The 23,927-nt window shown below is 61.8% G+C and carries 24 protein-coding genes; 6 read left to right on the top strand and 18 right to left on the bottom strand.

Annotated features, from left to right (window positions below; genetic code table 11):
- Position 1 precedes the first annotated feature (1 nt).
- The 9 genes from AC1Z24_RS12070 to AC1Z24_RS12030 form a co-directional block, all read right to left on the bottom strand.
- The gene (locus AC1Z24_RS12070) at positions 2-1,282 is read right to left on the bottom strand and encodes an MFS transporter (RefSeq protein WP_483745825.1); all 1,281 of its coding nucleotides are present in this window, start codon (positions 1,280-1,282) and stop codon (positions 2-4) included.
- Between the two features lie 39 nt (positions 1,283-1,321).
- Positions 1,322-2,053 (bottom strand): GntR family transcriptional regulator, encoded by a 732-nt coding sequence (locus tag AC1Z24_RS12065; protein ID WP_259109245.1) that lies wholly within the window; start codon positions 2,051-2,053, stop codon positions 1,322-1,324.
- 297 nt (positions 2,054-2,350) lie between these two features.
- Positions 2,351-3,643 carry an MSMEG_0569 family flavin-dependent oxidoreductase gene (locus tag AC1Z24_RS12060; protein WP_483745824.1) on the bottom strand — a complete coding sequence of 431 codons (1,293 nt, stop codon included), beginning with the start codon at positions 3,641-3,643 and terminating at the stop codon, positions 2,351-2,353.
- 141 nt (positions 3,644-3,784) lie between these two features.
- Positions 3,785-4,105, bottom strand: a complete 321-nt coding sequence (locus AC1Z24_RS12055) for an MSMEG_0570 family nitrogen starvation response protein (protein WP_483745823.1) — start codon at positions 4,103-4,105, stop codon at positions 3,785-3,787.
- A 1-nt stretch (position 4,106) separates the two neighbouring features.
- Positions 4,107-5,132 carry a sll0787 family AIR synthase-like protein gene (locus AC1Z24_RS12050; protein ID WP_483745822.1) on the bottom strand — a complete coding sequence of 342 codons (1,026 nt, stop codon included), beginning with the start codon at positions 5,130-5,132 and terminating at the stop codon, positions 4,107-4,109.
- Positions 5,125-5,685 (bottom strand): MSMEG_0567/Sll0786 family nitrogen starvation N-acetyltransferase, encoded by a 561-nt coding sequence (locus tag AC1Z24_RS12045; protein ID WP_483745821.1) that lies wholly within the window; start codon positions 5,683-5,685, stop codon positions 5,125-5,127. The genes AC1Z24_RS12050 and AC1Z24_RS12045 overlap by 8 nt, the downstream gene beginning before the upstream one ends.
- Positions 5,686-5,702: 17 nt before the next feature.
- Positions 5,703-6,785 carry an MSMEG_0568 family radical SAM protein gene (locus tag AC1Z24_RS12040; protein WP_483745820.1) on the bottom strand — a complete coding sequence of 361 codons (1,083 nt, stop codon included), beginning with the start codon at positions 6,783-6,785 and terminating at the stop codon, positions 5,703-5,705.
- Complete coding sequence (locus AC1Z24_RS12035; protein ID WP_483745819.1) at positions 6,772-7,743, bottom strand: Nit6803 family nitrilase; 972 nt, start codon at positions 7,741-7,743, stop codon at positions 6,772-6,774. The genes AC1Z24_RS12040 and AC1Z24_RS12035 overlap by 14 nt, the downstream gene beginning before the upstream one ends.
- 169 nt (positions 7,744-7,912) lie before the next feature.
- On the bottom strand, positions 7,913-8,395 hold the full coding sequence (locus AC1Z24_RS12030; protein WP_259109252.1) for an MSMEG_0572/Sll0783 family nitrogen starvation response protein: 483 nt from the start codon (positions 8,393-8,395) through the stop codon (positions 7,913-7,915).
- A gap of 219 nt (positions 8,396-8,614) precedes the next feature.
- Between AC1Z24_RS12030 and AC1Z24_RS12025 the strand changes: the two genes are divergently transcribed.
- Positions 8,615-10,516, top strand: a complete 1,902-nt coding sequence (locus tag AC1Z24_RS12025) for a sigma 54-interacting transcriptional regulator (RefSeq protein WP_483745818.1) — start codon at positions 8,615-8,617, stop codon at positions 10,514-10,516.
- 288 nt (positions 10,517-10,804) lie between these two features.
- Here AC1Z24_RS12025 and AC1Z24_RS12020 read toward each other — a convergent pair whose 3' ends face one another.
- Complete coding sequence (locus tag AC1Z24_RS12020; protein ID WP_483745817.1) at positions 10,805-11,530, bottom strand: alpha/beta hydrolase; 726 nt, start codon at positions 11,528-11,530, stop codon at positions 10,805-10,807.
- 210 nt (positions 11,531-11,740) lie between these two features.
- On the opposite strand from AC1Z24_RS12020, the gene AC1Z24_RS12015 reads away from it, so the two are divergent.
- A complete protein-coding gene (locus AC1Z24_RS12015) occupies positions 11,741-12,031 on the top strand; it encodes a hypothetical protein (protein WP_483745816.1) in 291 nt (96 codons plus the stop codon).
- A gap of 175 nt (positions 12,032-12,206) precedes the next feature.
- The gene (locus tag AC1Z24_RS12010) at positions 12,207-12,758 is read left to right on the top strand and encodes a hypothetical protein (protein ID WP_483745815.1); all 552 of its coding nucleotides are present in this window, start codon (positions 12,207-12,209) and stop codon (positions 12,756-12,758) included.
- A 104-nt stretch (positions 12,759-12,862) separates the two neighbouring features.
- Here AC1Z24_RS12010 and AC1Z24_RS12005 read toward each other — a convergent pair whose 3' ends face one another.
- A complete protein-coding gene (locus tag AC1Z24_RS12005) occupies positions 12,863-14,404 on the bottom strand; it encodes a methyltransferase regulatory domain-containing protein (protein ID WP_483745814.1) in 1,542 nt (513 codons plus the stop codon).
- Positions 14,405-14,928: 524 nt separating this feature from the next.
- Between AC1Z24_RS12005 and AC1Z24_RS12000 the strand changes: the two genes are divergently transcribed.
- On the top strand, positions 14,929-15,156 hold the full coding sequence (locus AC1Z24_RS12000) for a DUF6124 family protein (protein WP_483745813.1): 228 nt from the start codon (positions 14,929-14,931) through the stop codon (positions 15,154-15,156).
- Positions 15,157-15,285: 129 nt separating this feature from the next.
- Here the strand turns inward: AC1Z24_RS12000 and AC1Z24_RS11995 are convergent, their stop codons facing one another.
- The 5 genes from AC1Z24_RS11995 to AC1Z24_RS11975 form a co-directional block, all read right to left on the bottom strand.
- Positions 15,286-16,080, bottom strand: coding sequence for an ABC transporter ATP-binding protein (locus AC1Z24_RS11995; protein WP_483745812.1), 795 nt, complete (start codon positions 16,078-16,080; stop codon positions 15,286-15,288).
- Positions 16,074-17,072, bottom strand: a complete 999-nt coding sequence (locus AC1Z24_RS11990; protein ID WP_483745811.1) for an ABC transporter permease — start codon at positions 17,070-17,072, stop codon at positions 16,074-16,076. Before AC1Z24_RS11990 ends, AC1Z24_RS11995 begins: the two co-directional genes overlap by 7 nt.
- Positions 17,059-18,126 (bottom strand): ABC transporter substrate-binding protein, encoded by a 1,068-nt coding sequence (locus AC1Z24_RS11985; RefSeq protein ID WP_483745810.1) that lies wholly within the window; start codon positions 18,124-18,126, stop codon positions 17,059-17,061. The genes AC1Z24_RS11990 and AC1Z24_RS11985 overlap by 14 nt, the downstream gene beginning before the upstream one ends.
- Positions 18,127-18,345: 219 nt before the next feature.
- Positions 18,346-19,527, bottom strand: a complete 1,182-nt coding sequence (locus AC1Z24_RS11980) for an MFS transporter (protein ID WP_483745809.1) — start codon at positions 19,525-19,527, stop codon at positions 18,346-18,348.
- Positions 19,528-19,533: 6 nt separating this feature from the next.
- Entirely contained in the window at positions 19,534-20,067 is a 534-nt protein-coding gene (locus AC1Z24_RS11975; RefSeq protein WP_259109267.1) for a GNAT family N-acetyltransferase, read from the bottom strand.
- A gap of 106 nt (positions 20,068-20,173) precedes the next feature.
- Here AC1Z24_RS11975 and AC1Z24_RS11970 point away from each other — a divergent pair, with 106 nt between their 5' ends.
- Positions 20,174-21,058, top strand: a complete 885-nt coding sequence (locus tag AC1Z24_RS11970; RefSeq protein ID WP_483745808.1) for a LysR family transcriptional regulator — start codon at positions 20,174-20,176, stop codon at positions 21,056-21,058.
- 82 nt (positions 21,059-21,140) lie between these two features.
- Positions 21,141-21,689 (top strand): UDP-4-amino-4,6-dideoxy-N-acetyl-beta-L-altrosamine N-acetyltransferase, encoded by a 549-nt coding sequence (pseH, locus tag AC1Z24_RS11965; protein WP_483745807.1) that lies wholly within the window; start codon positions 21,141-21,143, stop codon positions 21,687-21,689.
- Between the two features lie 5 nt (positions 21,690-21,694).
- Here the strand turns inward: pseH and AC1Z24_RS11960 are convergent, their stop codons facing one another.
- Together AC1Z24_RS11960 and AC1Z24_RS11955 are read right to left on the bottom strand one after the other, a co-directional pair.
- A complete protein-coding gene (locus tag AC1Z24_RS11960; RefSeq protein WP_483745806.1) occupies positions 21,695-22,876 on the bottom strand; it encodes an MFS transporter in 1,182 nt (393 codons plus the stop codon).
- 54 nt (positions 22,877-22,930) lie between these two features.
- Positions 22,931-23,671, bottom strand: coding sequence for a glycine-rich domain-containing protein (locus AC1Z24_RS11955; protein ID WP_483745805.1), 741 nt, complete (start codon positions 23,669-23,671; stop codon positions 22,931-22,933).
- Between the last annotated feature and the right edge of the window lie 256 nt (positions 23,672-23,927).

Raw genomic sequence — 23,927 nt, 5'->3', positions numbered from 1 at the left:
ATCAGGCCTGCTGTGTCTGGGGCGTCTCGGCCGTGGCCGGAACACTGGTTTCCAGGCTGCGGCCACGGGTTTCCGGCAGCAACAGCGCGGCCAGCACGGCAACACCGTAGGCAATCCCGGCGTCGATGCCGATGGCCGAGCCCAGGGACATGGACTCGCTCATATGACCGACCAGGAACGGGAACACCGAAGACAGCACGCGGCCGAAGTTGTAGCAGAAACCGACCCCGGCACCGCGCACGTCGGTGGGGTACAGCTCGTTGAAAAAGGCACCGAGGCTGGCCGGAATACCTGCGGCGAAGAAGCCCAGCGGGAAGCCGAGAAACAGCATCTGTGTGTTGGTCAGCGGCAGGAATACATAGCACTGCACCGTGGTCACGCAACACAGGGCGAACAACAGGATGTTTTTGCGCCGACCGATGCGATCGATCATCAGGCCGCTGGCCACGCAACCGCACCAGAAGGCGAAGATAATCACCGCCAGGTAGCCGCCGGAGCTGAGCACAGACAGGTTGCGCTCGGTCTTGAGGAAGGTCGGCAGCCAGGTCATCACCGCGTGATAACCGCCGTGGGCGCCGAGGCCGAGCAAACCGCCGAGCAGGGTCACGCGCAGCAGTTCAGGGCGGAAAATACCGGCCAGGGACTTGAAGAAACTCTGCGGGATGGCGTTCTCTTTCTGCAGGCGCTGGAAGCTGTCCGGCTCTTCGACGTTACGGCGCACCCAGATGATCAGCAGCGACGGCAGCAGACCGACCAGGAACATCACGCGCCAGGCCATATCCTGCGGCACAAAGGAATAGATCAGGGTGAACACACCCACCGCCAGCCCCCAACCCACAGCCCAGGCGCTCTGTACCGTACCCATGACCTTGCCGCGATATTTCGGCTGGATGGTCTCGGCCATCAGCACCGCACCGGCCGCCCACTCGCCGCCGATGCCAAAGCCCTGCAGCGCCTTGACGATCAGCAACTGATTGAAGCCGGTGACGAAGGCGGACAGGAACGTGAACACTGAGAACCAGAGGATCATCCACTGCAGGGTACGTACGCGACCGTAGCGGTCCGACAGCGTGCCGCCAACCCAGCCACCCAGGGCCGAGGTCACCAGGGTCACGCCGCTGATCAGGCCTGCGTCACCTTTGCTCAGGGCAAAGGCGGCAATCAGTGCTGGAATCGCCAGACCGAACATTTGTACTTCCAGGGCATCCAGCGACCAGCCGCCGAAGCAGGCCCAGAATGTCTTGCGCTCGCGCGCGGTGATTTGGCGATACCAACTGAACATGATTGTTGTCCTTATAAGTGTGGGCAGTGTTGCAAGGCGTCAGCGAATGTCGACGCTGTAGCGGAAATGGCTGGCATGACCGCGCGAGCGACGCCACTCCAGAGGATGACCGGCGTAATTGCGGGCCAGACGTTCGATCACTACCACCGGGCTGTTGGCCGGAATCTGCAGCAGACGCGCATGCACATCGCTGACGGCTTCGGCGGTAAGGGTTTCTTCGGCGTAGGCGACGACCTGGCCGCAGAGCTCTTCGTAGATCGGGTAGAGCAATGGGCCGTGGCGATCCAGTTCGGTCTCCAGCAGCGCCTGGAACTGCACGCGCGGCAGCCAGATTTCCTCGGCCAGCACCGGCTGGGCATCGAGCAGACGCAGACGCACTATGCGAATCACCGGAGCATCGGGCATCAGGCCCAGGGCATGACTGACAGCCGACGGCGCCAGCAGCGGCTCGATGGACAGAATGCGACTCTCCGGCACCCGACGCTCACCGGCAGCGGTCTGGAAGCGGAAGAAACGGAATAAAGAAGACTGGAATTGCGGGCGGCGGATGAAAGTGCCACGGCCCTGTTGGCGCTCGAGAATATTCTCGGCGACCAGCATGTCGATGGCCTTGCGCACCGTGCCGGTGGACAGGCAGTACTCACTGGAAAGCGCAGCCTCGGTAGGAATCGCCTCCCCCGGACGCCAGCGGTTATTGGCGATTTGCTCAGCCAACTGGTCACGCAGGCGTTGATAAAGCGGCAGACGGTCGTCACTGGAAAGCTGGTTCATGGTCGAGCTTCACTGTTTTAGTTATATAGTCATCTATATGAATCTAAGTGAAGTATTCTCCTGATACAAAGTGACGTCAAGGTGCCAGTAGGAACTTTCGTCGGTTCACTCACCGCCGCGGAAGATGAGTCGACTTCACCGGCCTCTTCGCAGGCAAGCCTGCTCCCACAATGCAAACGCCCTGCTGAATTTGTGGGAGCGAGGCTTGCCCGCGAAGAGGTCCGTACATTCGGCACATCGTCATCGGCTGATAAATAGCGTTCGCGGGCAAGCCTCGCTCCCACATATTGACTGCGTCTAGCGGCTGGCCACGCGCAATTCGTCGCCGCCCGAAATCGATTCGGCAATCCGCTTCACCAGATACTCGGCATCCCGGGCAATCCCGGAGAAACGCCCCGAACCCCAGGTGTACAGCCACGGCAGCCCAAGGAAATACAACCCCGGCTGGGCGGTAACGCCGCGCGTGTGGCCCGGATGGCCGCGACCGTTGAATACCGGCGCCTCGACCCAGGTGAAATCCGGGCTGAAGCCGATGCACCAGATGATGCTGGTGATGCCGGCGGCGCTCAGGTCCAGCTCGCCACGTTCCTGCTGCGGCGCCCAGCGCGGGATATAGACCTCCCCTGTCGGCGCCTCGATACCCTGCTCGGCGATGTACTTGTCGATGGAGCCGTTGATGCGGTTATAAACGGCGTCGGCGCTGTCCAGGCTGCGGGCCAGGTCGGTGGAAAACTGCAGGGTCGAACCTTCGAGGCCGTCGAGGCGACCGAACAGCTCCATGCCTTCAGCGGCGAACCGGCGCAGGTCGATATCGCGCCCGCCATCGCGACCGGTGACGTAATGGTTGGTGTTGTCCCGCACACCTTCGCGCAATGGATGGGCATCAACGCCGATATCGTAGTAGCCCATCTCGGCCAGCCAATCCACCACGTCGCGCCCCCGGTAAAAGCGTGCGCAACGCGGTGCATCGCCCACCGCCAGGAACACCTTGCGTCCGGCCAGGTGCAGGTCTTCGGCGATCTGCGCACCGGACTGACCCGAACCCACCACCAGCACATTGCCCTCGGGCAGGCTTTGCGGGTTGCGGTATTGCTCCGAATGAATCTGGGCGATATCCGCTGGCAGACGCTCGGCCAGACGCGGAATGATCGGCGTGTGATAACCACCCGAGGCGACGATCACCTGATCAGCCGTGAACTCACCCTTGGACGTATGCACGTCGTAACCGCCATGACTGCGCGGTACCACACGACGCACCGTCACCCCTTCCAGGGCCGGGGCATTGACCTTGGCGACGAAGCCGGCCAGGTAAGCGTTGATCTCATCCTTGACCATGAAGCCATGGGGATCAGTGCCCGGATGCTCGATGCCATAGCGATAACCCGGCAGCGCACACTGCCAGTTTGGCGTGACCAGACTGAAGGCATCCCAGCGCTGATGCCGCCAGGCGTGGGTCAGGCTGTTTTTTTCCAGCAGCAGATGGTCGATGCCCTGGGCTTGCAGGTAATAACTGGCCGACAACCCGGCCTGGCCGCCGCCGACGATGATCACGCTGTAGTGCGGGGGTTTGACTGAGGTGAGATGTGGCATGGGTGAGTCTCCAATAGCGATGAGTACGCAAGCCGTTGGAGCGAGGCTTGCCCGCGAAGGCAATGTTTCAGTTTCAACAAATCGGCCGGATGTACCGACCTCTTCGCGGGCAAGCCTCGCTCCAACAAAATGGTGTTAGGGCTAGAAAGAACTCCACCCCGCCCCGGTAACCCGGCCGCCGCCTTCGGTGCGCATGCTCAACACCGCCACCGGCCCGTCCTGCTGGCGCGAGGCCTGGCCCTTGAGTGAGTTGAGGGTGTCCATGGCCGAGCTGCAGTAGAAGCCCTTGACCTGTTTGACCCGCTCGGACGCGTTGTTCAGGCCGCCTTCGATGCGTTCGAGAAAATCCGCCAGCGGGTAGCTGGCGCCTTCCTGAAGATGGTCGTAGATCACCGTGGACGGCGAGTAACCGGCTGTTTCCTTGCCGTCGGGCCAGCGGATTTTGAAGTTGACTGCGGGCATATCAGTGCTCCTGTGGTTGCACGGAGGAAAGATCGAGTTGCGCATAGCTGAAGCCGGTGAAAGACCGCTCGCGCAGGTTCCAGAATTGGTCGTGTTGTACGCCGTCGCGCACGTTCAGCGCACCGCTGTCGGTGACCTGGCCGATGCGTTGGCAACGCAGGCCTTCGAAGGCAAAAGCGGCCTGGACGTTGTCCCAGTCGGCGGCGTCGAGGGTCATGAGGAAGCCGTAGCTGGGGAAGACTTGCAGCCAGCGCAGCAAGTCGCCGTCGGCCGGGCATGGCAGGCACGCCAGATCGATTTCGGCGCCGCAACCGGTGCTTTCCAGCAGCATCAGCAGGCTGCCCAGTACCCCGGCGTTGCTGATGTCCTTGGCCGCCTTGAGCAACCCGGCTTCGGCCAGGCGCGGCAGCACCTCAAGCTTGCTGCGCAGGCGTTCGGCAGGGACGCCTTCGAAGGCTTTCCAGTACGTGCTGTCGGTGTGCCAGACACCTTCCAGATCCACGGCCATGGCAATCACCTGCCCCGGCATCACATGCAGGCTCGACAGCAAGCGACTGGCAATACCGGTAATAGCTACGGCCAGCGCCATCGGGTTACCCGCCGCCTGACTGGTATGGCCGCCCGCCAATAACAAGCCGTAGGCGCGGCAGGCCGCCTGGATTCCGGCGAGGATTTGCCCGGCAGCGCCTTCATCGTGATGCCAGTAGGCATTCACCACCGCCGTCGCCCGGCCGCCCATGGCGGTGATATCGCTGACGTTGGCCATCACTGCCGACCAGCCGGCGAACCACGGCGCCGCACTGACGAAACCGGGCAACATGCCTTCAATAGCCAGCAACTGGTAGTGCTCACCGCAGGCAATGGCTGCCGTGTCGTCGCCGGGCAAGGCATACAGCTGCTGACGGGTCAGAGGCCGCGAGTGATCGGCCAATACCGTGGCCGGTTGTTGAATGGCCTGCTTGGAGCGCATCGCCGGAGTATCTCGCAGGGCTGCCAGCAGTTCGCCAAGAGGCAGGAAATCAGCCATGACGAGCCCCCTTCAGTGGGCCCAGTGATACCTGGCGCGGCATGAACGGATAGCTCGCCAGGTCCGCCTGCATCAGGCAATGGGGCTGACCGAGTAACTCGAGGGGCTCCAGAGTCCGCCAGTGCAGACTGTGGAAATACGCCTCGTTGGCCTGCTGCACCGTGGCGTGAAACACCTCGCAGCCCAGCTCCTTGGCCCGAGATACCGCCTCGTTAACCAGCGCCTTGCCGATCATGCTGTGCCGGCGATAGGCCTGAGCCACGCACAAGCGCCCGCCGAACCACAGCCCCGGTTGCGGCTGATAGATGCGCACGGCGCCGACCACTTGATCGGCCATGCCGCAGTTACCTGCCAGGGCGACAATGGCAATGGCCTGGAAGTCGTGGCCGTCCTTGTCCTGGGGCAGCAGTTGTTGCTCGTCGGAAAACACCGCCCGGCGCAGGGCGTAATAGGCCTGCTTCTCCCACGGCTCGCTGGCGGGCTTGACCACCAGTTCACCGGCGCGAAACGGCTCGAAAGTACTGTCGACCAGGGCATAGGCCAGATTGGGCATGAGCGTGACTCCCGCAGTTATTCGTGGCTTTTCAGGGCCGAGCAGGCCCCGCACTTGGCGCATCCGGCATTGATCTGCTCCGAGTGCAGGCCATGCCGACGCAGGCTGGCGCCGATCTGCGGATACAGCCGTGCCATCATGGCGCTGTCAGGTTTCGGGTGACGGGCCAGGGGCGTGCCGTCGATGGGCACGAACGGCACGACGAAGGGGTACACACCCAGGGCGCTGAGGCGCTCGCTCATCTCGACGATGGCCGCTTCGCTGTCGCCCAGCCCGGCGAGGATGTAGGTGCTGACCTGACCGCGTCCAAACACCCCGACCGCCGCCTCGAATGCCTCGAAATAACGGCTCAGGGGCACTTCGGCCTTGCCCGGCATGATGCGTTGGCGCACCTCGTCGGTGACCGCTTCCAGGTGCATGCCCAGGGAGACCACGCCGCTGTCGCGCAGTCGGCTGAACCAGCGGTCATCATCCGGTGGCTCGCACTGGGCCTGAATCGGCAGATCGACGGCGGCGGTCACGGCCGCCGCCGACTCGCAGAGAATCGCCGCGCCACGGTCCGGGGTCTGCGGGGTGCCGGTGGTCATTACCATATGCTTGACGCCATCCAGTTCCACCGCCGCCTTGGCCACCTCTGCCAGTTGCTGCGGGCGCTTGCGGGCGATGGTCTTGCCCGCCGCCAGGGACTGGCCGATGGCGCAGAACTGGCAGGAAGTACCGCGATCATTGAAACGGATGCAGTGCTGCAACACGGTAGTCGCGAGCACGTCACTGCTGTGCAGCGTGGCGATCTTCCAGTAAGGAATGCCGTCGTCGGTGCTCAGGCCATAGAACTTCGGTACACCGGGCATCTGCACCTGGCCGACCTGCTGGCCCTGGCGGAAAATCAGCGCATGGCTGCCGTCTTCGCTGGGTTTGGCCTGATAGGGCGAATCCTGGGACGCCTGATTGAGGATCGGGATCATCGAAGTACGGCTGCCGACGGTCAGCGCCTTGTGATCGGAAGGCCCGGCGCCACCCTGGCGCGACAGGCCGTTCTGCGCCGCGGGCCAGCGCAGGCCGTGGCATTGCAGCTCGGCGAGCAGTTCACTGTTGTGCATGATCAACCTCCTTCACTGGATGAAGTGCGCCAGCGCGCTCATGCACATGGGCGGTGGGCGTGCGGTCGATCAACAGGCTCAGCAGTTCCGGGCGGCTGTAGTGGCCGACCGAATCCATCATGCGTTTGCGTTTGTCGATCAGAGCCAGATCGAGGTCGGCAATCACCACCCCTTCGCCACTGCGCAGGGGTTCGCCGAGGACCTTGCCTTCGGGGGAAATGATCGCGGTAAAGCATCCACCGGAAATCGGCCCCAGCTCGCAGCCAGTGTCCTGCATGATCCGGCCCTGCTGATCGGCATCCAGCCAGGCGGTGGCGTTGACCACGAAGCAGCCGCTTTCCAGAGCGTGATGGCGGATGGTGACTTCGATCTGTTCGGCAAAAATGTCGCCGACCAGAGAGCCGGGAAACATCGCCACATGGATCTGCTCGCCATCGGCCATCAGGGCATAGCGCGCCAGGGGGTTGTAGTGCTCCCAGCAAGCCAGCGAACCGATGCGCCCGACCGCGCTGTCCACGGCACGCAGGCCGGAACCGTCGCCCTGCCCCCAGACCATGCGCTCATGGTAGGTCGGGGTGATCTTGCGTCGATGCTGAATCAGGCTGCCGTCGGCATCGAACAGTAACTGGGCGTTATAGATAGTCCCGCCGTCGCGCTCGTTGACGCCGATGCTGGCGACGATGCCCGCCTCGCGACAGGCTTCGCCGATCTGCCGGGTGACGTCGGAAGGTACGGTAACGGATTGTTCCAGCAGCAACAGATGCTGCTTGCCCATGGCAAACGGCGGCTGGACGAAGGAAAAATAGGGGTAGTACGGCACCACGGTTTCCGGGAATACCGCGAACTGTACCCCTTCGCGACCCAGCTCCAGCAGGGTGCGGCACAGCTTGTCGACAGTGGCCTGGCGCGAGTACAGCACCGGGCTGAACTGCACGGCGGCGGCGCGGATGGTGGTCATGGTGGGGCGTCCTGATAGTGCGCTGTTGATAGATCCCCTGTGGGGCCGGCTTGTGGGACCGGCTTTACCCGGGAAAGGGCCAGTACAGCCGATGCATCTACATCGCGGGTAATGCCGTCTTCCCGGCTAAAGCCGGTCCCACAAGGGGTTCGCGCAGGAGGGGGATGGGTTACGCCGTCCAGGTATCGATAATCAGCGCACCCTCGCGCCGCATCAGCAGGCGCAGGTCCATGACGTCCAGCGGGTTGATCGGGCGGATGCCTTCGATCAGGGCTTTTTCGGTCTGCCCGTACAGGGCCTGCAAGGCAAAGCGGCAGGCGTAGACTTCGCCGCCTTCGGCCATGAACGCCTTGATCTGGTTATTCACCGCCAGATGGCCCGGAAAAGCTTCGGCGCCCAGGGTCGGGAAGCCGCGTTGCACGCCCAGCTGCACACCCGGTCCGTACAGCAGCACTTTGGTTTCGAAACCTTTGCGCAGCAGGCGCTTGGCCTGAAGCATGTTGACCAGGCCGATGGAGCCCTCGAAGGCGATGGTGTGGAAAGTGATCAGGCATTTTTCGCCCGGCTCCGCCTTGACGTCCTCGAAGACTTTTTCTTCGTAGTTGACCAGGAAGTCACCGTCTTGATAGTGGGCAATGTCTACGCTTGGCATCGTGTCGCTCTCCGGCTGTGGGTGTTTTCGGGTTTACACCGGCACTAGAGCGAAGGCCGTGCCAGCCTGCGGAATGATTTTTTACATCAACACAAGTCATTGATTAATAAATACTTACTCATCTGATACGGTTATAAATCGCTTCTCTGATGCTTTCGCCCGATCACGCATTCCCGTAGAAATACGAATATTCGTAGCGCTTCATCACGAGATTTCGTAATGACCGAGACCGACTCCCTCAGCGGTTGGGCTGACCTGGCTTATTCTTCGCGGCACATGGTGTTCGAGCACTGTGCCGAGGCCATCGCCCTGCTCGATCCATTCGCCGACCGCTTTGGCGATCTGAATATCGCCACCTGCAAGCTGCTCGGTTATCCACGCCAGGAACTGCTGAACCTGCCGGTGAGCAAACTGTTCGGCCATCAATTGGCGGACCTGATCGTCTTCACCCAGGCGGTGATGGACAAGGGCCAGGGCTGGAGCGACGACCTCAGCTGCAACTGCAAGACCGGCGAGCGCATCGAGCTGGAAATCTCCGCCACCACCTTGCAGGTGCGCGGCAGCCCGCAACTGATCCTGGTGTTGCGCGAAGCCAGTCGTCAGCAATACCAGCAGGACCAGGCCTATACCGAGCGGACCATGCGCGGCGGGCTGATCGAGTGGCGCAATATCCTCAACCTGTTCCAGGAGTCCGAGCGCGACAACCAGCTGCTGCTCAGCTCCGTGGGCGACGGTATCTACGCCATCGACAGCGATGGCCTGGCCACCTTCGTCAACCCGGCCGGGGCGCGCATGCTCGGCTGGGAGGTCAAGGACATGATCGGCAAGAACATCCACCGCATTCACCATCACAGCCATGCCGACGGCAGCCACTATCCGGTGGAGGACTGCCCGATCTACAAGGCGGTGCATGACGGCGTGGTCCACGAGGGCCGCCAGGAAGTGTTCTGGCGCCGCGATGGCAGCAGCTTTCCAGTGGAATTCACCAGCACCCCGGTGATCTCCGACGGTCGTATCGCCGGGGCCGTGGTGGTGTTTCGCGATATCACCGAACGGCGCACCACGGAAAACCAGCTGCATGTAGCGTTGGAAGAGTTGAAGGTGCTCAAAGAGCGCCTGGAAGAACAGAATGCCTACCTTCAGGAAGAGATTCATATCGAGCACAACTTCCGCGAGATCGTCGGCCAGAGCGAACCCATCCTCAAGATCATCCGCCAGATAGACGTCGTCGCGCCCACCGATGCCAGCGTGTTGATCAATGGCGAGTCCGGCACCGGCAAGGAACTGATCGCCCGGGCCATCCACCAGGCCAGCCGCCGCAGCGCTCACCCGCTGATCCGCGTCAACTGCGCGGCGATCCCCACCGAACTGTTCGAGAGCGAGTTCTTCGGCCATATCCGGGGCGCCTTTACCGGCGCGGTGCGTGATCGCGTCGGGCGCTTCGAACTGGCCGATGGCGGCACGCTGTTCCTCGACGAGATCGGCGAGATCCCCCTGGAGCTGCAAAGCAAATTGCTGCGGGTCTTGCAGGAAGGCCAGTTCGAACGGGTCGGCGAAGAGCGCACGCGCAAGGTCGATGTGCGCATCATTGCCGCGACCAACCGCGACCTGCGCCAGGAAGTCGGGGCCCGGCATTTCCGCGAGGACCTGTACTTTCGCCTTAACGTGTTCCCGATCCAGTCCCCGGCCCTGCGCGAGCGGCCCATGGATATCGCGCCCCTGGCCGCGCACTTTCTCAAACAGACCGCCAAGCGCCTGAACATGCCCGGGCGGCGCCTGCGCAACAGCGATATCGAACGCCTGCAACGTTACTCCTGGCCGGGCAATATCCGCGAACTGCAGAACGTCATCGAACGGGCACTGATCACCTCGACCGGTGCGGACCTTAATCTCGATCTGCCGGACGAGCCGAAAGCCGCTGCGCCCGCCACGGCATCGACAGAAGAACGCATTCTTACCGACGCACAATTGCGGGATCTGGAACGCAACAATATGCAGGCTGCGCTCAAGGCTTGCGGCGGCAAGTTGTTTGGCAAAGGCGGTGCGGCAGAGTTGCTGGGGCTGAAGCCGACAACGCTGGCTTCGCGGTTGAAGCGGCTGGATATTGATATCCAACCGTAGGACCGGCTTTAGCCGGGAGAGCTCTCTCGCAGCTAAAGCCGATCCTACTGCCATTCTTTGGATTACCTGATACACCGCCTTTCGCAGCCTTCGGCAGCTCCCACAGTACTCCATGCCAATTGCGGCACTTGCAAGACGCTGCCATTCTTTTCAGACATACCCGCTATCGATACGCACGACTAATGACCCGCCGAGAAAATCGCTAATCTAGCTTTCATTGCGATTTGTCTCCGCTCCAGGAACGCAACTTGACCGCCCCTCCCCGGGCGGTTTTTTTTCGTCCAGGCTTTATGGCCGGCTCGCCGCGCGCTGCAACCAGGCGTTGAGGTCGTTCATTTCAGTGTTGTTGATGGTGTGGCGCATGCCTTCGTAGAGGTGATAGTCCGGGTTCAGGCCCAGGGTTTCCAGGACCACGCGGGCACCGCTGGCGCTGCTGGCCGGCAGTACCGGGTCGAGGCTGCCGTGGCCGATGAAGATCGCCAGGGACTGACGGCTATTGTCCGGCTTAAGCTCCTGTTGCAGCACCGACAACACCTTACCGCTGAGCACCGCAATACCGCCAACAAGTTCCGGATGGCGCAGGGCAACTTCGTAACTCATGATCGCCCCCTGGCTGAAACCGATCAGGAATACCTTGCGCGGCTGGGTGTGGTACTTCTCGGTGGCTTGGGCGATGAATTGGCCAAGCAGCTCGTTGCTGCGTTGCAGGTCGGCGGTCACACCGTCGTATTCTGCTGCGTCGGGCCGGCTGGCGAACCAGCGATAGGCGCCTTCCTGCTGGGTGAAGGGGCCGCGCACCGACAGGTAGTTGTACTCGGCGGGCAGTTCGTCCTTGAGGCCGAACAAGTCCTCTTCGTTGGTGCCGGAGCCATGCAGGAAGATGACCAGGGGCTTGTCCGGAATGCTGTCGTCGATCTGGGCCAGGTAGCTCAGGGCCAGATCGGTCTGCAGGAGCGGATCAGCATGGACGGCACCGGTCAGAGCCAACAACAGAACAGCGAAATACTTCAGCATCGCAACAAGACCTCAGGCGGAAAATCGCAGCCATCATACGGGGCTCACTGAATGCTTTCAGTGAAATCTCCGTACGGTCGTCAACTTGGCACAGAATTTTCAACACTTACCGGGCAAACCTGCAAAACACCACTGACACAGGACGTTCAGCGCCCATCGCGCACCAGCGAGAAACGCCGCACGGCCCACCGTTCATAAACAGTGCAGAAAGTGGCTCGCGTATCCACTGACCTGACGCTCTACCTAAAGGAAGAAGTAGCCATGAACTACCTGTCGTTGCTGATCAATGCCTTTGCCCCTCAACGCACCGCAACCGCCGAAGCCGACGGTGACACGCTGATGGTGATCAACCCCCTCGCCGCCAGCCAGCTCAGCCACGAAGACCTGGCCGCCAGTGATGACTACCTCGACGAGATGCTCGATGGCACCGAGTGGCATATGTCACTGATGGACCTGGCCAGTCTCGATAATGCGACGAGCCTGTTGCCGCGTTCAGCCTGATCGATACCTGTGGGTACACCTGTGGGACCGGCTTTAGCCGGGAAGGCGCATTCCCGGGTAAAGCCGGTCCCACAGCACTGCCCCTATTCAGATCACCGGTCACCCGCGCCCCTTGATAAATGCCCTCGGCGCAGCCATCTAGTGAGCTTTGCGGCTTTTAATCTGGAGCGTATGCGTGACGACGGAAGATGCGGTATTGGCGAGCGAACCGGTGGAACTCAAGCGAGTGACTACGGAAATGGACGAGTCCGAGGACCGTCTGCGCCTGGTCGGCGAGATTGAATCGGGCGAGCCCATGGTGTTCTGGCTGACCCAGCGCCTGCTCAAGCGCATGCTGCCACACCTGTTCAGCTGGCTGCAGCCCTCCTCCAGCGCCAGCCGCGCATCGCCCGTACCGGACTACCACACTGACGCGATCCAAGCCTTTGCCCAACAGGCCGCCGTGGCCCAGTTGCCGCATCAGGCCCCGGTACTGGCTCACCCTCAGGACAGCCGTCTGCTGGTCGATGCCATCGACATCACCCGTACACCGGACATCATCGCCCTGACCTTCAAGAGCGGCGAGAAAAAGGCCGCCCTGCTGCTGGCGCAACAACCCCTGCGCCAGTGGCTGGCCATCCTCCACGAACAGTGCCGCACCGCCGAATGGTCGATGGATGTGTGGCCGGAGTGGATTGTCGACAGCAAGCCAAACACGACCCGGCAGGTGCGGGCGACGATGCATTGATACCGGTCTGAGGTAAAACAGACACAGAACTCCTGTGGGACCGGCTTTAGCCGGGAAGACGTATTCCCGGCTAAAGCCGGTCCCACAGGAGCCGGCCGCTGGGATCATGCCACCCGCAACGCCTTGAGCACCGCCAGCCCTTTGTCAGCAAAGACTTCCGCCTGACGCGTCAGCTCGGCCAGGTTGTCTTCGGGGCTTTCCATGGCCTTGCCGTCCTTGAGCAAGCGCTGGCCCTGTTCAGCGAGAATCTGCCAGACGTACTGTGCCCATTCTGCGGGCTGCTTGCGGCCCAGGCGGATAGCGTTGAGGAACAGTTGCTGGAAGCGATCCACGGTCACGCCACCGCCGGTTACCGGGCTGGCCAGCACCTCGACGCGCTTGTCGAAATGCGCCTGCTGGCACAGATGCTGGTTCAGCGCCGCGCAGCGTACCTGCACCTGTTTTTCAGCCGCTTCGCTCTGACACGGGGCAACGGCCCCCAGGCCGACCAGAATGGCAATGGCCTGGCTGAGGATCGGATAGCTCGGTGACGGCAAGGCCGCAGCCAGTTGACGCATGGTTTTCGGCGCATAAGCCTTGGCCGCCAGCGCTTCGAGCAACGGCGCGTAGATTTCCTGCTGCAGAGTGGCCTCGCCCATGGCGCCCGTGACCTTGCTCGGCACGCTGTCGGCGGACTGGGTCAGCACGAAGCGCGTATTGAGCATGCGCTCGCGTTGTTCGCTGTCGGCCAGCTTGCTCGCACCGCGTACGTACAGGTCCTTGCGGAACTGTTGGTTGACGAAATAATCCCGGGCCTGCTCGCGCATGATCGGGTGCTCGATGGTCTTGAGGAAGGTCTGGCCTTCGGCACTCAAATTGATCGCATCCACGGTGTCCTGGGTCACGGCAGTGCAGGCGTAGTCGAGCTTGGCCGGAGCCAGAGCGTCAACCACGTCGGTAAAGTACATGACGTTCCAGTCACGATTGAAGTACTCGTGGGCCACATAGTTGCGGTTCTGCCCCATCACCGTCTTGAGCTTGGCATCCAACCCCGGCACCGCTCTGGCATAGGCTGGCTGGGCCGCCAGCAGCGCTTCGGAAAACTTCAACGCCGCCTCGACCCGGCCCACGGCGCCACTGGCCGGCGCGGCAAAGCGATCATGCAGGGTGAACAGCTGGCGCAACGGCGCCTGGGGCGACCAGCCCGGCAGGCAGTTGTAGCTGATATAGAGCACGCCACCTGGCTTGAGATGACGGCGGGTGAACTCGACGATCAGCTTCTGGTTGTCGCGGCTGATCCAGGTCCAGATGCCATGCAGGCTGATGCTGTCGAATTGCGGCAGGTCTTGCCGGGCCAGCAACTGCTCGAAACTGTCGTCATACAGCCGCGCCGAGCTGTTAAAGCCAGCGGCCAGGCTATTGGCATGGTTGGCATGGGCCGGATTGAAGTCGGTTGCTACATAGTGCCCGGGGTTGGCGGCAGCGTGAATATTGACCGAGACACCCTGACCAAAACCCAGCTCACAGTGGTAGGCATTAACACTCTCGACACCGCCCAGGCCTCTGAGCAGCAGACAGTAGCGCTGGAACACGGGATTGATTTCCCGGTAATAGCCATAGGTGTAACCCACGTCCGTGAAATAGCCGTCGTTCCAGGTATCGCTCATAGGTTCAATCCGTTAAATCTACAAAAAAAGAGAGAGTTTTTTTATAGATGCACGAAACACTCCCTACAAGAAAAAACTCTCATTTGCGGGGATTTGTCCGATCAGATATCCCGATGAGTGCATTGCCACGCGGATGAAAGGCTAGTGGCGGGTTTGTTTCTCAATGTTTCATGGGCATATCCGGCCAGCATCGGCAATATCTTGCAGGACACGTCTCTTTCTCTTGAGTGAAGTTTCCGAGACAATCCCCACCCTCTTGTGCCTGTGAATTTCGGTCTCTAGTCTGCGCCGGTCGTTGCCCATTCAACGACCGGGTGTAGTAGCCCGGCTTTATCAGGCGCACTGCGCCACCTTCTGCAAGGCGCTTTTTTACGGCCTGGTTTTTATGGTGGCCGTGCGCAGGACACCTTCGGGTGTACCGGGTGCCTGATCTCCGGACTACTACCCTGTGCGCGGCCGCCACCCTGATCGTGTAGTAGCGATGACGGTGACGGCTCCTAATCAGTGATCAGGAGTCAAATCTTATGCAAGACACCACCCCCGCCCCACCTTTCACAGTCAACGAAAACCTTACCGCCATCGAAGCCCTGAACCATGCCAGCGATATGCTGCGCTGCAACCGGGTGTCGCTCTATGAATGCGCCGATAACCTTAAGGATCCGGAACGCAGTCAGATCTTTGCGGCGGTGCAGCAGATGCAGTTGATCGATGCGTTAGTGAGCAAGGCGCTGGACAAGTTGCCGGGTTCTTAACACGCAGCGGTCTTGTTGGAGCGAGGCTTGCCCGCGAAGGCAGTGTGTCAGGCTCTGGAAATGCGCTGGATATCCTGGCCTCTTCGCGGGCAAGCCGCGCTCCCACAAGGTTTAGCCGATGCGCCACTCTCACCAATTATCTGCCAACCCCAACAACCCCAGAATCTGCTTACGCAAATCCACCAGATACGGATCATCGCGATGGCGCGGGTACGGCCTTTCGATGGTCAGTTGCGCCTTGATACTGGCCGGGCGGTCGCTGAAGACGATGACGCGGTTGGCCAGCAGCAGCGCCTCTTCGACATCGTGGGTCACCAGCAGCGCCGTGTAGCCCTGGCGTTGCCAGAGATCGATCAGTTCCTTCTGCATGGCGATGCGGGTCAGGGAATCGAGTTTGCCCAGGGGCTCGTCGAGGATCAGCAGGCGCGGTTCGTTGACCAGAGCCCTTGCCAAGGCTACCCGTTGCGCCATGCCGCCGGACAGTTGTCGGGGATAGGCACGACCAAAGGTGCTGAGGCCGACCTTGGCCAGGGCCGCATCAATTTTTGCCGAGTGAGTCTTGAGCAGGCCCTGGGCTTCCAGACCCAGAGCGACGTTGTCACCCACCCTGCGCCACGGATAGAGCGTCGGGTCCTGGAACACCACCACCCGGCTCGGGTCCGGGCCTTTGATGGGTTCGCCATCGGCCAGTAAGTTGCCACTGTCCGCCGGTTCCAGCCCCGCCACCAGGCGCAGCAACGTCGACTTGCCGCAGCCCGAAGGCCCGAGCAGCGCGACGAATTCACCGGGGGCAATGTCCAGGGAGACCTTGTCCAGCACCGCCAGGCGCTGGCCTTCCAGGGAAAAACCGTGGCTGATGTTGTCGATACGCAGGGCCAGCCCGGCCGTGCTTGCGGTGTCTGTCGAAGCGGCTGCCGCTACCATTTCATTGCTCCTTGTTGCCAGGCCAACAGCCGGTCACGAATCAGGAACAGCGCCGAAATCAAGCCGGAACAGGCCAGGGCCATGATCAGCAGCGCTGCGTACATATTGGCGTAGGCCGCCCAGCCCTGAGCCCATTGCAGGTACCAGCCGATACCGGATTTGACCCCCATCATTTCCGCCACCACCAGGGTCGAGAACGAGGCGCCCAGGCCCATGAACAGGCCGACGAACACATGGGGCAAAGCGGCAGGAATCGCTACATGGAAGATCAGAAAACTCTGCTTGGCACCGAGGGTTCGGGCCACGTCGTAGTAAGCCTTGTCGACACTGGCCACGCCCGACCAGGTCAGTACCGTGACCGGGAACCAGGTGGCCAGCGCAATCAGAAACACACTGGCGCTCCAGCTACTGGGAAACAGAAAGAAGCACAGCGGCAGTAAGGCGGTCGACGGCACCGGGCCGAGGATGCGCAACACCGGGTGCAGCCAGTAGCCAATACTGCGCGACCAACCGATGGCGACCCCGGCGATAAACCCGGTCGCCGCGCCCAAGGCCACGCCGCTGCCAAGCAGCAACGCCGAGTGCCAGAGGCTGTCGGCCAGGCGCGGCCAGTCCTCGACATAGACATCGAGCAAGGCTTGCGGCGGCGCGAAAAACGGCACCGGCAACAGGCCCAGCTTGGCGGTAAGCAATTCCCAAGCGCCGAGCAGAATCGGCAAGGCAATCAGCCAGGCCCCGGCCCCGCGCACCCGCCGCGCCAAACCCGGCCACCAGCGCCCGGCGATGGCCGCGACAACGATCAGCGACGCCACCACCAGGGACAAACGCGCCAGGCCGTCGGTCATCGGCCAGTTGCGGCTGGCGTTGGGCCAATAGCTGATCAGCGCGGCAACGCCGACCCAGGCCAGCACCGCCAGCACGCCTTGCGCCCAGAACTGCACGGGGCGGCGCGCGGCAGGGCTGCCAATATCGGTCAACTCAACTGAAGACATCGGCAGTGATCTCCTTGGCGAAGGCGTTGGCGTCGGTGCTGGCGCGGATCACCTCGACGCCTTGCAGATCCTTGACGTAGGTGGCGATTTCCTTGGTCAGCGCCGCGCCGACGGCATGGTGGCCGTGGGTATGATCGTGAAGAATCGCCTCGACTTCCTCGGTACTGGTATTCAGGGAATAGGCCTGGAAACCCTTGGCCACTTCATCCGGATGTTTCACCGAGTAGTCGTGAGCCTCGAGAATGGCCTGGGTCAGGGCCGCCGCCACTTGCTTGTTGTCACGGGTCAGCTTGCCGGTCACGCCGACCACGCAGCAGCTGATATCGGCGTATTCCTCAACCAGGTTGGACGACAGCTCCCTGGCCTTGCCGCCCTTGATCAGGCGGTACATGAACGGATCGCTGCCGCTGATGGCCTGCACTTCGCCGCGCTCCAGGGCAGTGCCGAGCAGGTCGGCGGGATACAGGCGCCACTCGACATCACGTACCGGATCGACGCCGTGGCGCTTGAGCAATACCGAGAAAAAGTTGCGGTCCGGACTGGCCATATCGGTGACGCCGATGGCCTTGCCCTTGAGGTCTTCCAGTGTGTTGATGGAGCCACTGGTGGCGCTCAACAGACGCAGGCAACCGCCATGGGTGCCGGCGGTGAGCTTGACGTCGAAGCCTTGCTCCAGCGCCTTGAGCCAACGCAGAGCCATACCGATCCCGGCGTCGGCCTTGCCAGTGGCGATGGCTTCGAGCAGCACCTCCGTGGAGTTGCCGAAGTTGACCAGCTCCACATCCAGGTTGTGCCTGGTGAAGAAGCCCTGGCCATGGGCGATAACCACCGGCGCCAGGCACACGGCATTGAGGTTGATGGCCAGTTTCAGCTTGTGTGGCTCGGCCAGGCGGATGAACTCGCCGGTGCCGACAGGCTCGCCATCGGCGTGATGCCCGGCATGCTCATCGGCAGCCCAGCCAAGGCGCGGCAGGCTCAACAACAGCGGGCTGGCCAGGGCGACGCCGGTCAGACCCAACAGACGACGGCGGCTCAGGTGATCAAATCCGGCCATGCAGGTATTCCTTGCAGAAAAGAGGACGAAGCTGTGACCTGAAAGTCCTTTTAATAACTTTTCTCAAGGTTCCAGCGATTGGTTAGAACCCTATCACCGAACAAAACATTACAGAAATGCATTTAATTTCTAAGAAAAGATGCAAATTATCTATCAAAAAAATCACCGGATACCGCGCAATGTGAGAGCGAGGCTTGCCCGCGACGGCGATATCAGGGTTCAACAACCTCTATCGGATGTACTGACCTCTTCGCGGGCAAGCCTCGCACCCACACGACTTAATAACCGCGCGACCGTCAACACGACCAACGCGAGGCCCAACGACAGCCCCAACATGCCCTCATCCCCCGCCACCTCCCGCACCGCCGCATAACACCAGGGCGCGGCGGCCGCACAGACAAATCCCGGCGCCAGTAGCCGCCCCACCAGTTGCGCATACTGGCCATGCTCGAACAGCTCAAACGGCAGGCTGGCCCGCAGCAGCGTCGCCAGACCATTCATGGCGCCATAGCCAAAGACAAACACACAAGCAAGCCAGATCCGCCCCTGACTGCACAGGCCGATGGCAAAGCTCAGGCTCAGGCCCATGCCGACCCAGACATTCAGCCGCAGCGCCGACAGCGATCGCGCCAGCAAGCTTTGCGCCAGGCGCGAGCAGGTCTGGCCGATGCCCCACAGGGCCGCCAGCCAGAGTGGCAGGTTGAAGTCGAGCAACAGGCCGGGCAGATGGGCCGACAAACCCGCCGAGATAAAGCTGATCAGGGTCACGCTCAGGGCGTAGCCAAGCTTGCGCGGCCAGGGCACCGTGGCAGGCGCCTGGTCAATTTGCTGCGCTGGCGCTGCGGCGGCGTTGGGCAGGCCACTCAACAGCAGGCCGCTGCACAAGGCCAACACGCCATACAGGGCAATGCCCGTGCGCCAGCCAAAAGCGTCCAGCAAACCATGACCCAAGGGCCAGAACACCGCCGAAGCGAGGCCGCCCAGCAAGGTGATCTGCACCATCACCGGCCGGGCTGCGGCGCCCGCCAACCCTGCCAGGGTGGCGAACAACGTGTCGTAGAGTGACAGGCGCATGCCCAGGCCCATCAACGCCCAGGCCGCGAAATAACCGCCCGACGTGCTGCACAGCGACAAGCCGATGCAGCCTGATGCATTGAGCAGCGCGCCGATCTGCATCAGCCGCCGCCCGCCCAGTCGCTGAATCAGCGGGCCACTCAAGGGCGAAATCAGACCCATGACCAACAGCGCCACCGACAACCCGGCAAACACCTGCTGACCGCCCCAGCCCGTATCGGCAACGATGGCCGGGGCAAAGGCCCCCGGCAGATAGAAAGTCACGCCCCAATTGATCAGTTGCGCCAGGCCCAGTTGCAGCACGACGCGACGCGGCAGGCTGTCCATGGCCGATCAGCTCGGCGCGCTGGCGTCGCCTTCACCCAATGCCCGCTGCATCAGCACGGTGTCGACCCAACGCCCGTGCTTGAACCCCACTCGCTCGAATACCCCAACGCGATGAAAGCCCATGCGCTCATGCAGGCGGATCGAGGCAATGTTTTCGCTGTTGCCGATGATCGCGATCATCTGCCGCCAGCCCCCGGCGACGCAGTGCTCAATCACATCTTCAAGCACCGCCTGGCCGATGCCCTTGCCGGCCAGGCCATCACGCACGTACACCGAATCCTCGACGGTAAAGCGATAGGCCGGGCGTGGCCGGTAGAGGGTGGCATAGCCATAACCCACCACCTCGCCGTCCAGTTGCGCGACGCGATATGGTAAGCCCTTGGCGAGGACGTCGGCGCGGCGCCGTTGCAGTTCTTCCAGGCTCGGCGCCTCCAGTTCGAAGCTGGCAATACCGGTCAACACATGGTGCGCGTAGATCGCCTGGATGGCAGGCATATCGTCGTCCCGGGCGTCGCGCAGGATCAGGTGGTCAGCTGGCATATCGGTCTCGCTTGGCGGGCTGCAAATAAAGTACAGCCATGATGCCGCCCGGCCATCTCTAAACAAAGCTATGATTAATCATCCAAAGCATAAGTAAAACTTTGATATGAATCGTCTCAACCTAAATCACTTGCACACCTTCGCCCAGGTCATTCGCCGGGGCAGCTTTTCCGCTGCAGCCGAGGGCCTGAGCCTGACACAGCCAGCGGTAAGCCTGCATGTCCGTTTGCTGGAACAGCGGCTGAACCTGCGCCTGATCGAACGCGTGGGCAAACGCCTCAAGCCTACGGCGGCGGGCCTGATGTTGCTTGAGCATATCGGCCGCATCGACGCGGTGGTCGAAGACGCTCTGCGGGAGCTGTCCAGCCATGCCGAAGGCGTCGCCGGGCAGATCGCCATCGGCACCGGCGCCACGGCCTGCATTCATTTGCTGCCGCCACTGTTGCAGGCACTGCGCCAAGAATTTCCTGACCTGGATGTGCGGGTCAGCACCGGCAATACCGATGGCATCCTCAAGGCGGTAGAAGAAAACCGACTCGATCTGGCCCTGGTCACCCTCCCCGCCGCCGGTCGCAGCCTGGTGGTGACGCCATTGCTGGAGGATGAATTCGTGGCGATTTTCTCCGCAGGCACAGACCAGTTGCCAGAGTCACTGACACCGGCCAGCCTCAGTGAAGCGCCGCTGGTGGTGTTCGAAGCGGGTAGCAGCACGCGCTTGCTGATCAACGAGTGGTACTTGCAGGCGGGCCTGCGGATCAAGCCGGTGATGGAGTTGGGCAGCATCGAGGCGATCAAGGAAATGGTGGCCGCCGGGCTGGGCTACAGCATCGTGCCACGCATGGCGGTGGCCGCCGAACATCATCGCCGTGGCCTGCAGGTGCACAGTCTGGATCCGCCCCTGAGCCGTACCCTGGGCATCGCCCTGCGCCAGGACAAACCCCTGAGCAAAGCATTGCGCACAGTGCTTGATGCCTTGCAGACGCTGGCCTGAAGTGGTCACTTGTTCACGCTGGAAATGGCACGTACTCTGAAAGCTCGCTGAGCCCCTTTATCTCTGTGTCAGGGACGCCACCATGCAGTTCATTTCGTTGCTGGACGCCACACCCGAAATCCAGGCCGAAGTCCGCAACCTGCGCAATCAGACCGCAGTGCGCAAGTTCATGTACACCGAGCATGAAATCTCCCTCGACGAACATTGCGCCTGGCTTGAGTCCCTGAAAGACAACCCCCGGCAATCGGTATTCGTGGTCATGCACGACGACCAGCCCGCCGGTGTGGTTTCACTCAACGCCATCAATGCCCTGCATCACAGCGCCGACTGGGCCTTCTATCTGGACAGCGCCCTGCAAGGCAAAGGCATCGGCAGCCAGGTGGAGCTATGGTTGCTCAACCATGCATTCGATATCGTGCGCCTGGAAAAACTCAACTGCGAAGTGCTGCAAAGCAATATGGCGGTGATCCGCCTGCATGAGAAATTCGGCTTCGTGATCGAAGGCGTGCGCCGGCAGAACGTAATCAAGGACGGTCGGCGCATGGACGTGGTTTTACTGGGGATTACCCGTGAAGAATGGCTGGAGCAGCGACCGAAGATGCAGGCGGTACTGGACCGGTTGACGCGCTGAACCTGCTACGGGAAAACCGGCGCTGCCTTGGCGCGAATGCCTGAGGCCAGCAGCAACACAATGGCAGGAACAATCACCACACTGGCGGCCAGCATCGCGTCCTTGAGCCCGCCCACATTCAGGCTTGCACCGCCGATAATCACACCCAGGCCAATCGCACTATTGAGTACAGCGGTGTGCACGGCGGTCGCCGGTACAGTCAGTGACCCGGCGATCTTCAACACCCAGGTTTGCAGGCCCGTGAACAACGCTGAAATCGCCACACCCCAGATCACCAACAGGCTCACCACTGCTGCGATCCCCAGTAACGGACCGTACAGGCCGAGGATCATCAGGGCTGACGCCAAGGCAATCAGCGCAGTAAAAATGAAAGGCTTCAGGCCACGATCGATGAGGACAGCACTTAGCAGGTTGCCCACAAACCCCGCGGCGCCGAAGACGAACAACAGCACGGCAATCAGGCTGGCGGTAATGCCGGGTACCTGAGCAATGAAGGGTTCGACAAAGGTATAGGCGCCGAAATGTGCAGCCGCCGTCAGCGCGGTGACCGCGTAGGTGATCAACAGATCCTTGCGCCGCAGCACTGCGGCAAGCCCGCCGCCTGCGGCCGGAGAGTGGATGCGCATCACCGGAAGCACCATGGCCATGGCCGCAGCGCTGAGTACGCACAACAGCGCCAGAGCCTCGAACGCCGTGCGCCAGCCATCGTGCTGCCCCAGCAGATTGACCAATGGCACTCCCAGGACCGTCGCCACGGTAATACCGCCCAACACCACTGACGTCGCCAGCCCCACCCGATGGGCCGGGACAATATGCGCAGCGGTCGCCGCCACCACGGCCCAGAACACCCCATGGGCCACGGCTCCGACGGCACGGGTGCCGAGCAGCGTCAAAAACTCCGGAGACAGTGCCGCCAAAGCGTTGGACAGCGCCAATATCAGCATCAAGGCGATCAGCAGGGTCTTGCGCGGCACCCGTTGGTTCAGCCAGCTGGATAGCAGCCCGCTGGCGGCGCCGATCCAGGCGTACAGGGTTACGGTCAGGCCAACGGTCGACGGCGGCTGATTCAAGTCAGCCGCTATCTGCGACAACAGGCCGATAGGGGCAAATTCACTTGCCACCATCGTGAACGAGGCCACGCACAGCACGCCGATGGCACAGCCGGTTCGCACATTTGGGTTGCTCATGGGTAATGCCCGCCCTTGTCTGCCTGTATCGGGATGAGCAACCGAAGGTACTCGTCAATCTCCCCCGCCGCCCCCGCAACCACCACCACAGCCCCCGCCGCCGCAGCCGGAACTGCTGTCACCACCGGAGCTGTCACCGCCGCCACAGCCCGACGCCGAATCGCTGCCACTGGAATCGCCGCCGCCATCGGAGCCGACACCGGAGGTAAAGTCGCCGCCACAGTACACCGTCGAGTCAGTGCCCGCGCGCTTGACCGCCGTGCAGTCGACGACATAGTGAAAACCATCACTGATATTGAGCTTGGCATCCAGGGCAAACAGCAGCGGCAGGCGCAGGGCGTTCTTGGGGAAGATGTTTTCTTCGCGGCAGGCGTACCACCAGCAGCGGCGCAATCCGGCATCGGCCTTCGCCGCGGCTTCCTTGCCCAGGGCCGCCGCTGGCGTGTGATGCAGAAGACCGCCAAAGGCTTTCTTGCAGAAAGACTCGTACTCGCGGGTATGCAGGATGAATTCGTGCCACAGGTCATCCACCACTTGCGACGGCATCGACACGTATTTCTGCCCGCTCTTCAGATAGGCAAGGAAGAACTGACGCATGCCCTGGGCCACCAGTTGGCAGTCCTTGATCTGCAGATGGCTGTGGCGGCGCATCAGCATCTCGAACAGATGCGCGGGCAAGGTGTACTGGCGGATGTAGTGCTCGCGCTTGTAGATCAACCCGTTTTGACGGATTGCCAGGAGGACCCAGACCACAAAGGCCAACAGCAACGCCAAGGGAAACAAGATAAAGAACATTAGGACATCCATGTGGGGTTTATACATTGAGCCTGGTAACGCATGACCTGTAGGAGCTGCCGAAGGCTGCGAAGCTGTACGTCAGACAAATCCATTCGCAGCCTTCGGCAGCTCCTCACTTTAAGGAACAGAGAATCAGGCAATGAGACAGTGACCGCTGCGCTTAGTGCCCGCAAGACCCGCCATGTGACAGCGCGCACAACCTTGACGCGACATGCCAGGTTGCGCCGCCTCAAGGGAGGTTGTACGATGACTG

This window comes from Pseudomonas sp. JL23 (genome assembly GCF_056933585.1).
Note: the sequence above shows the minus strand (reverse complement) of the source record. Positions and strands in the feature narration are given on the sequence as shown.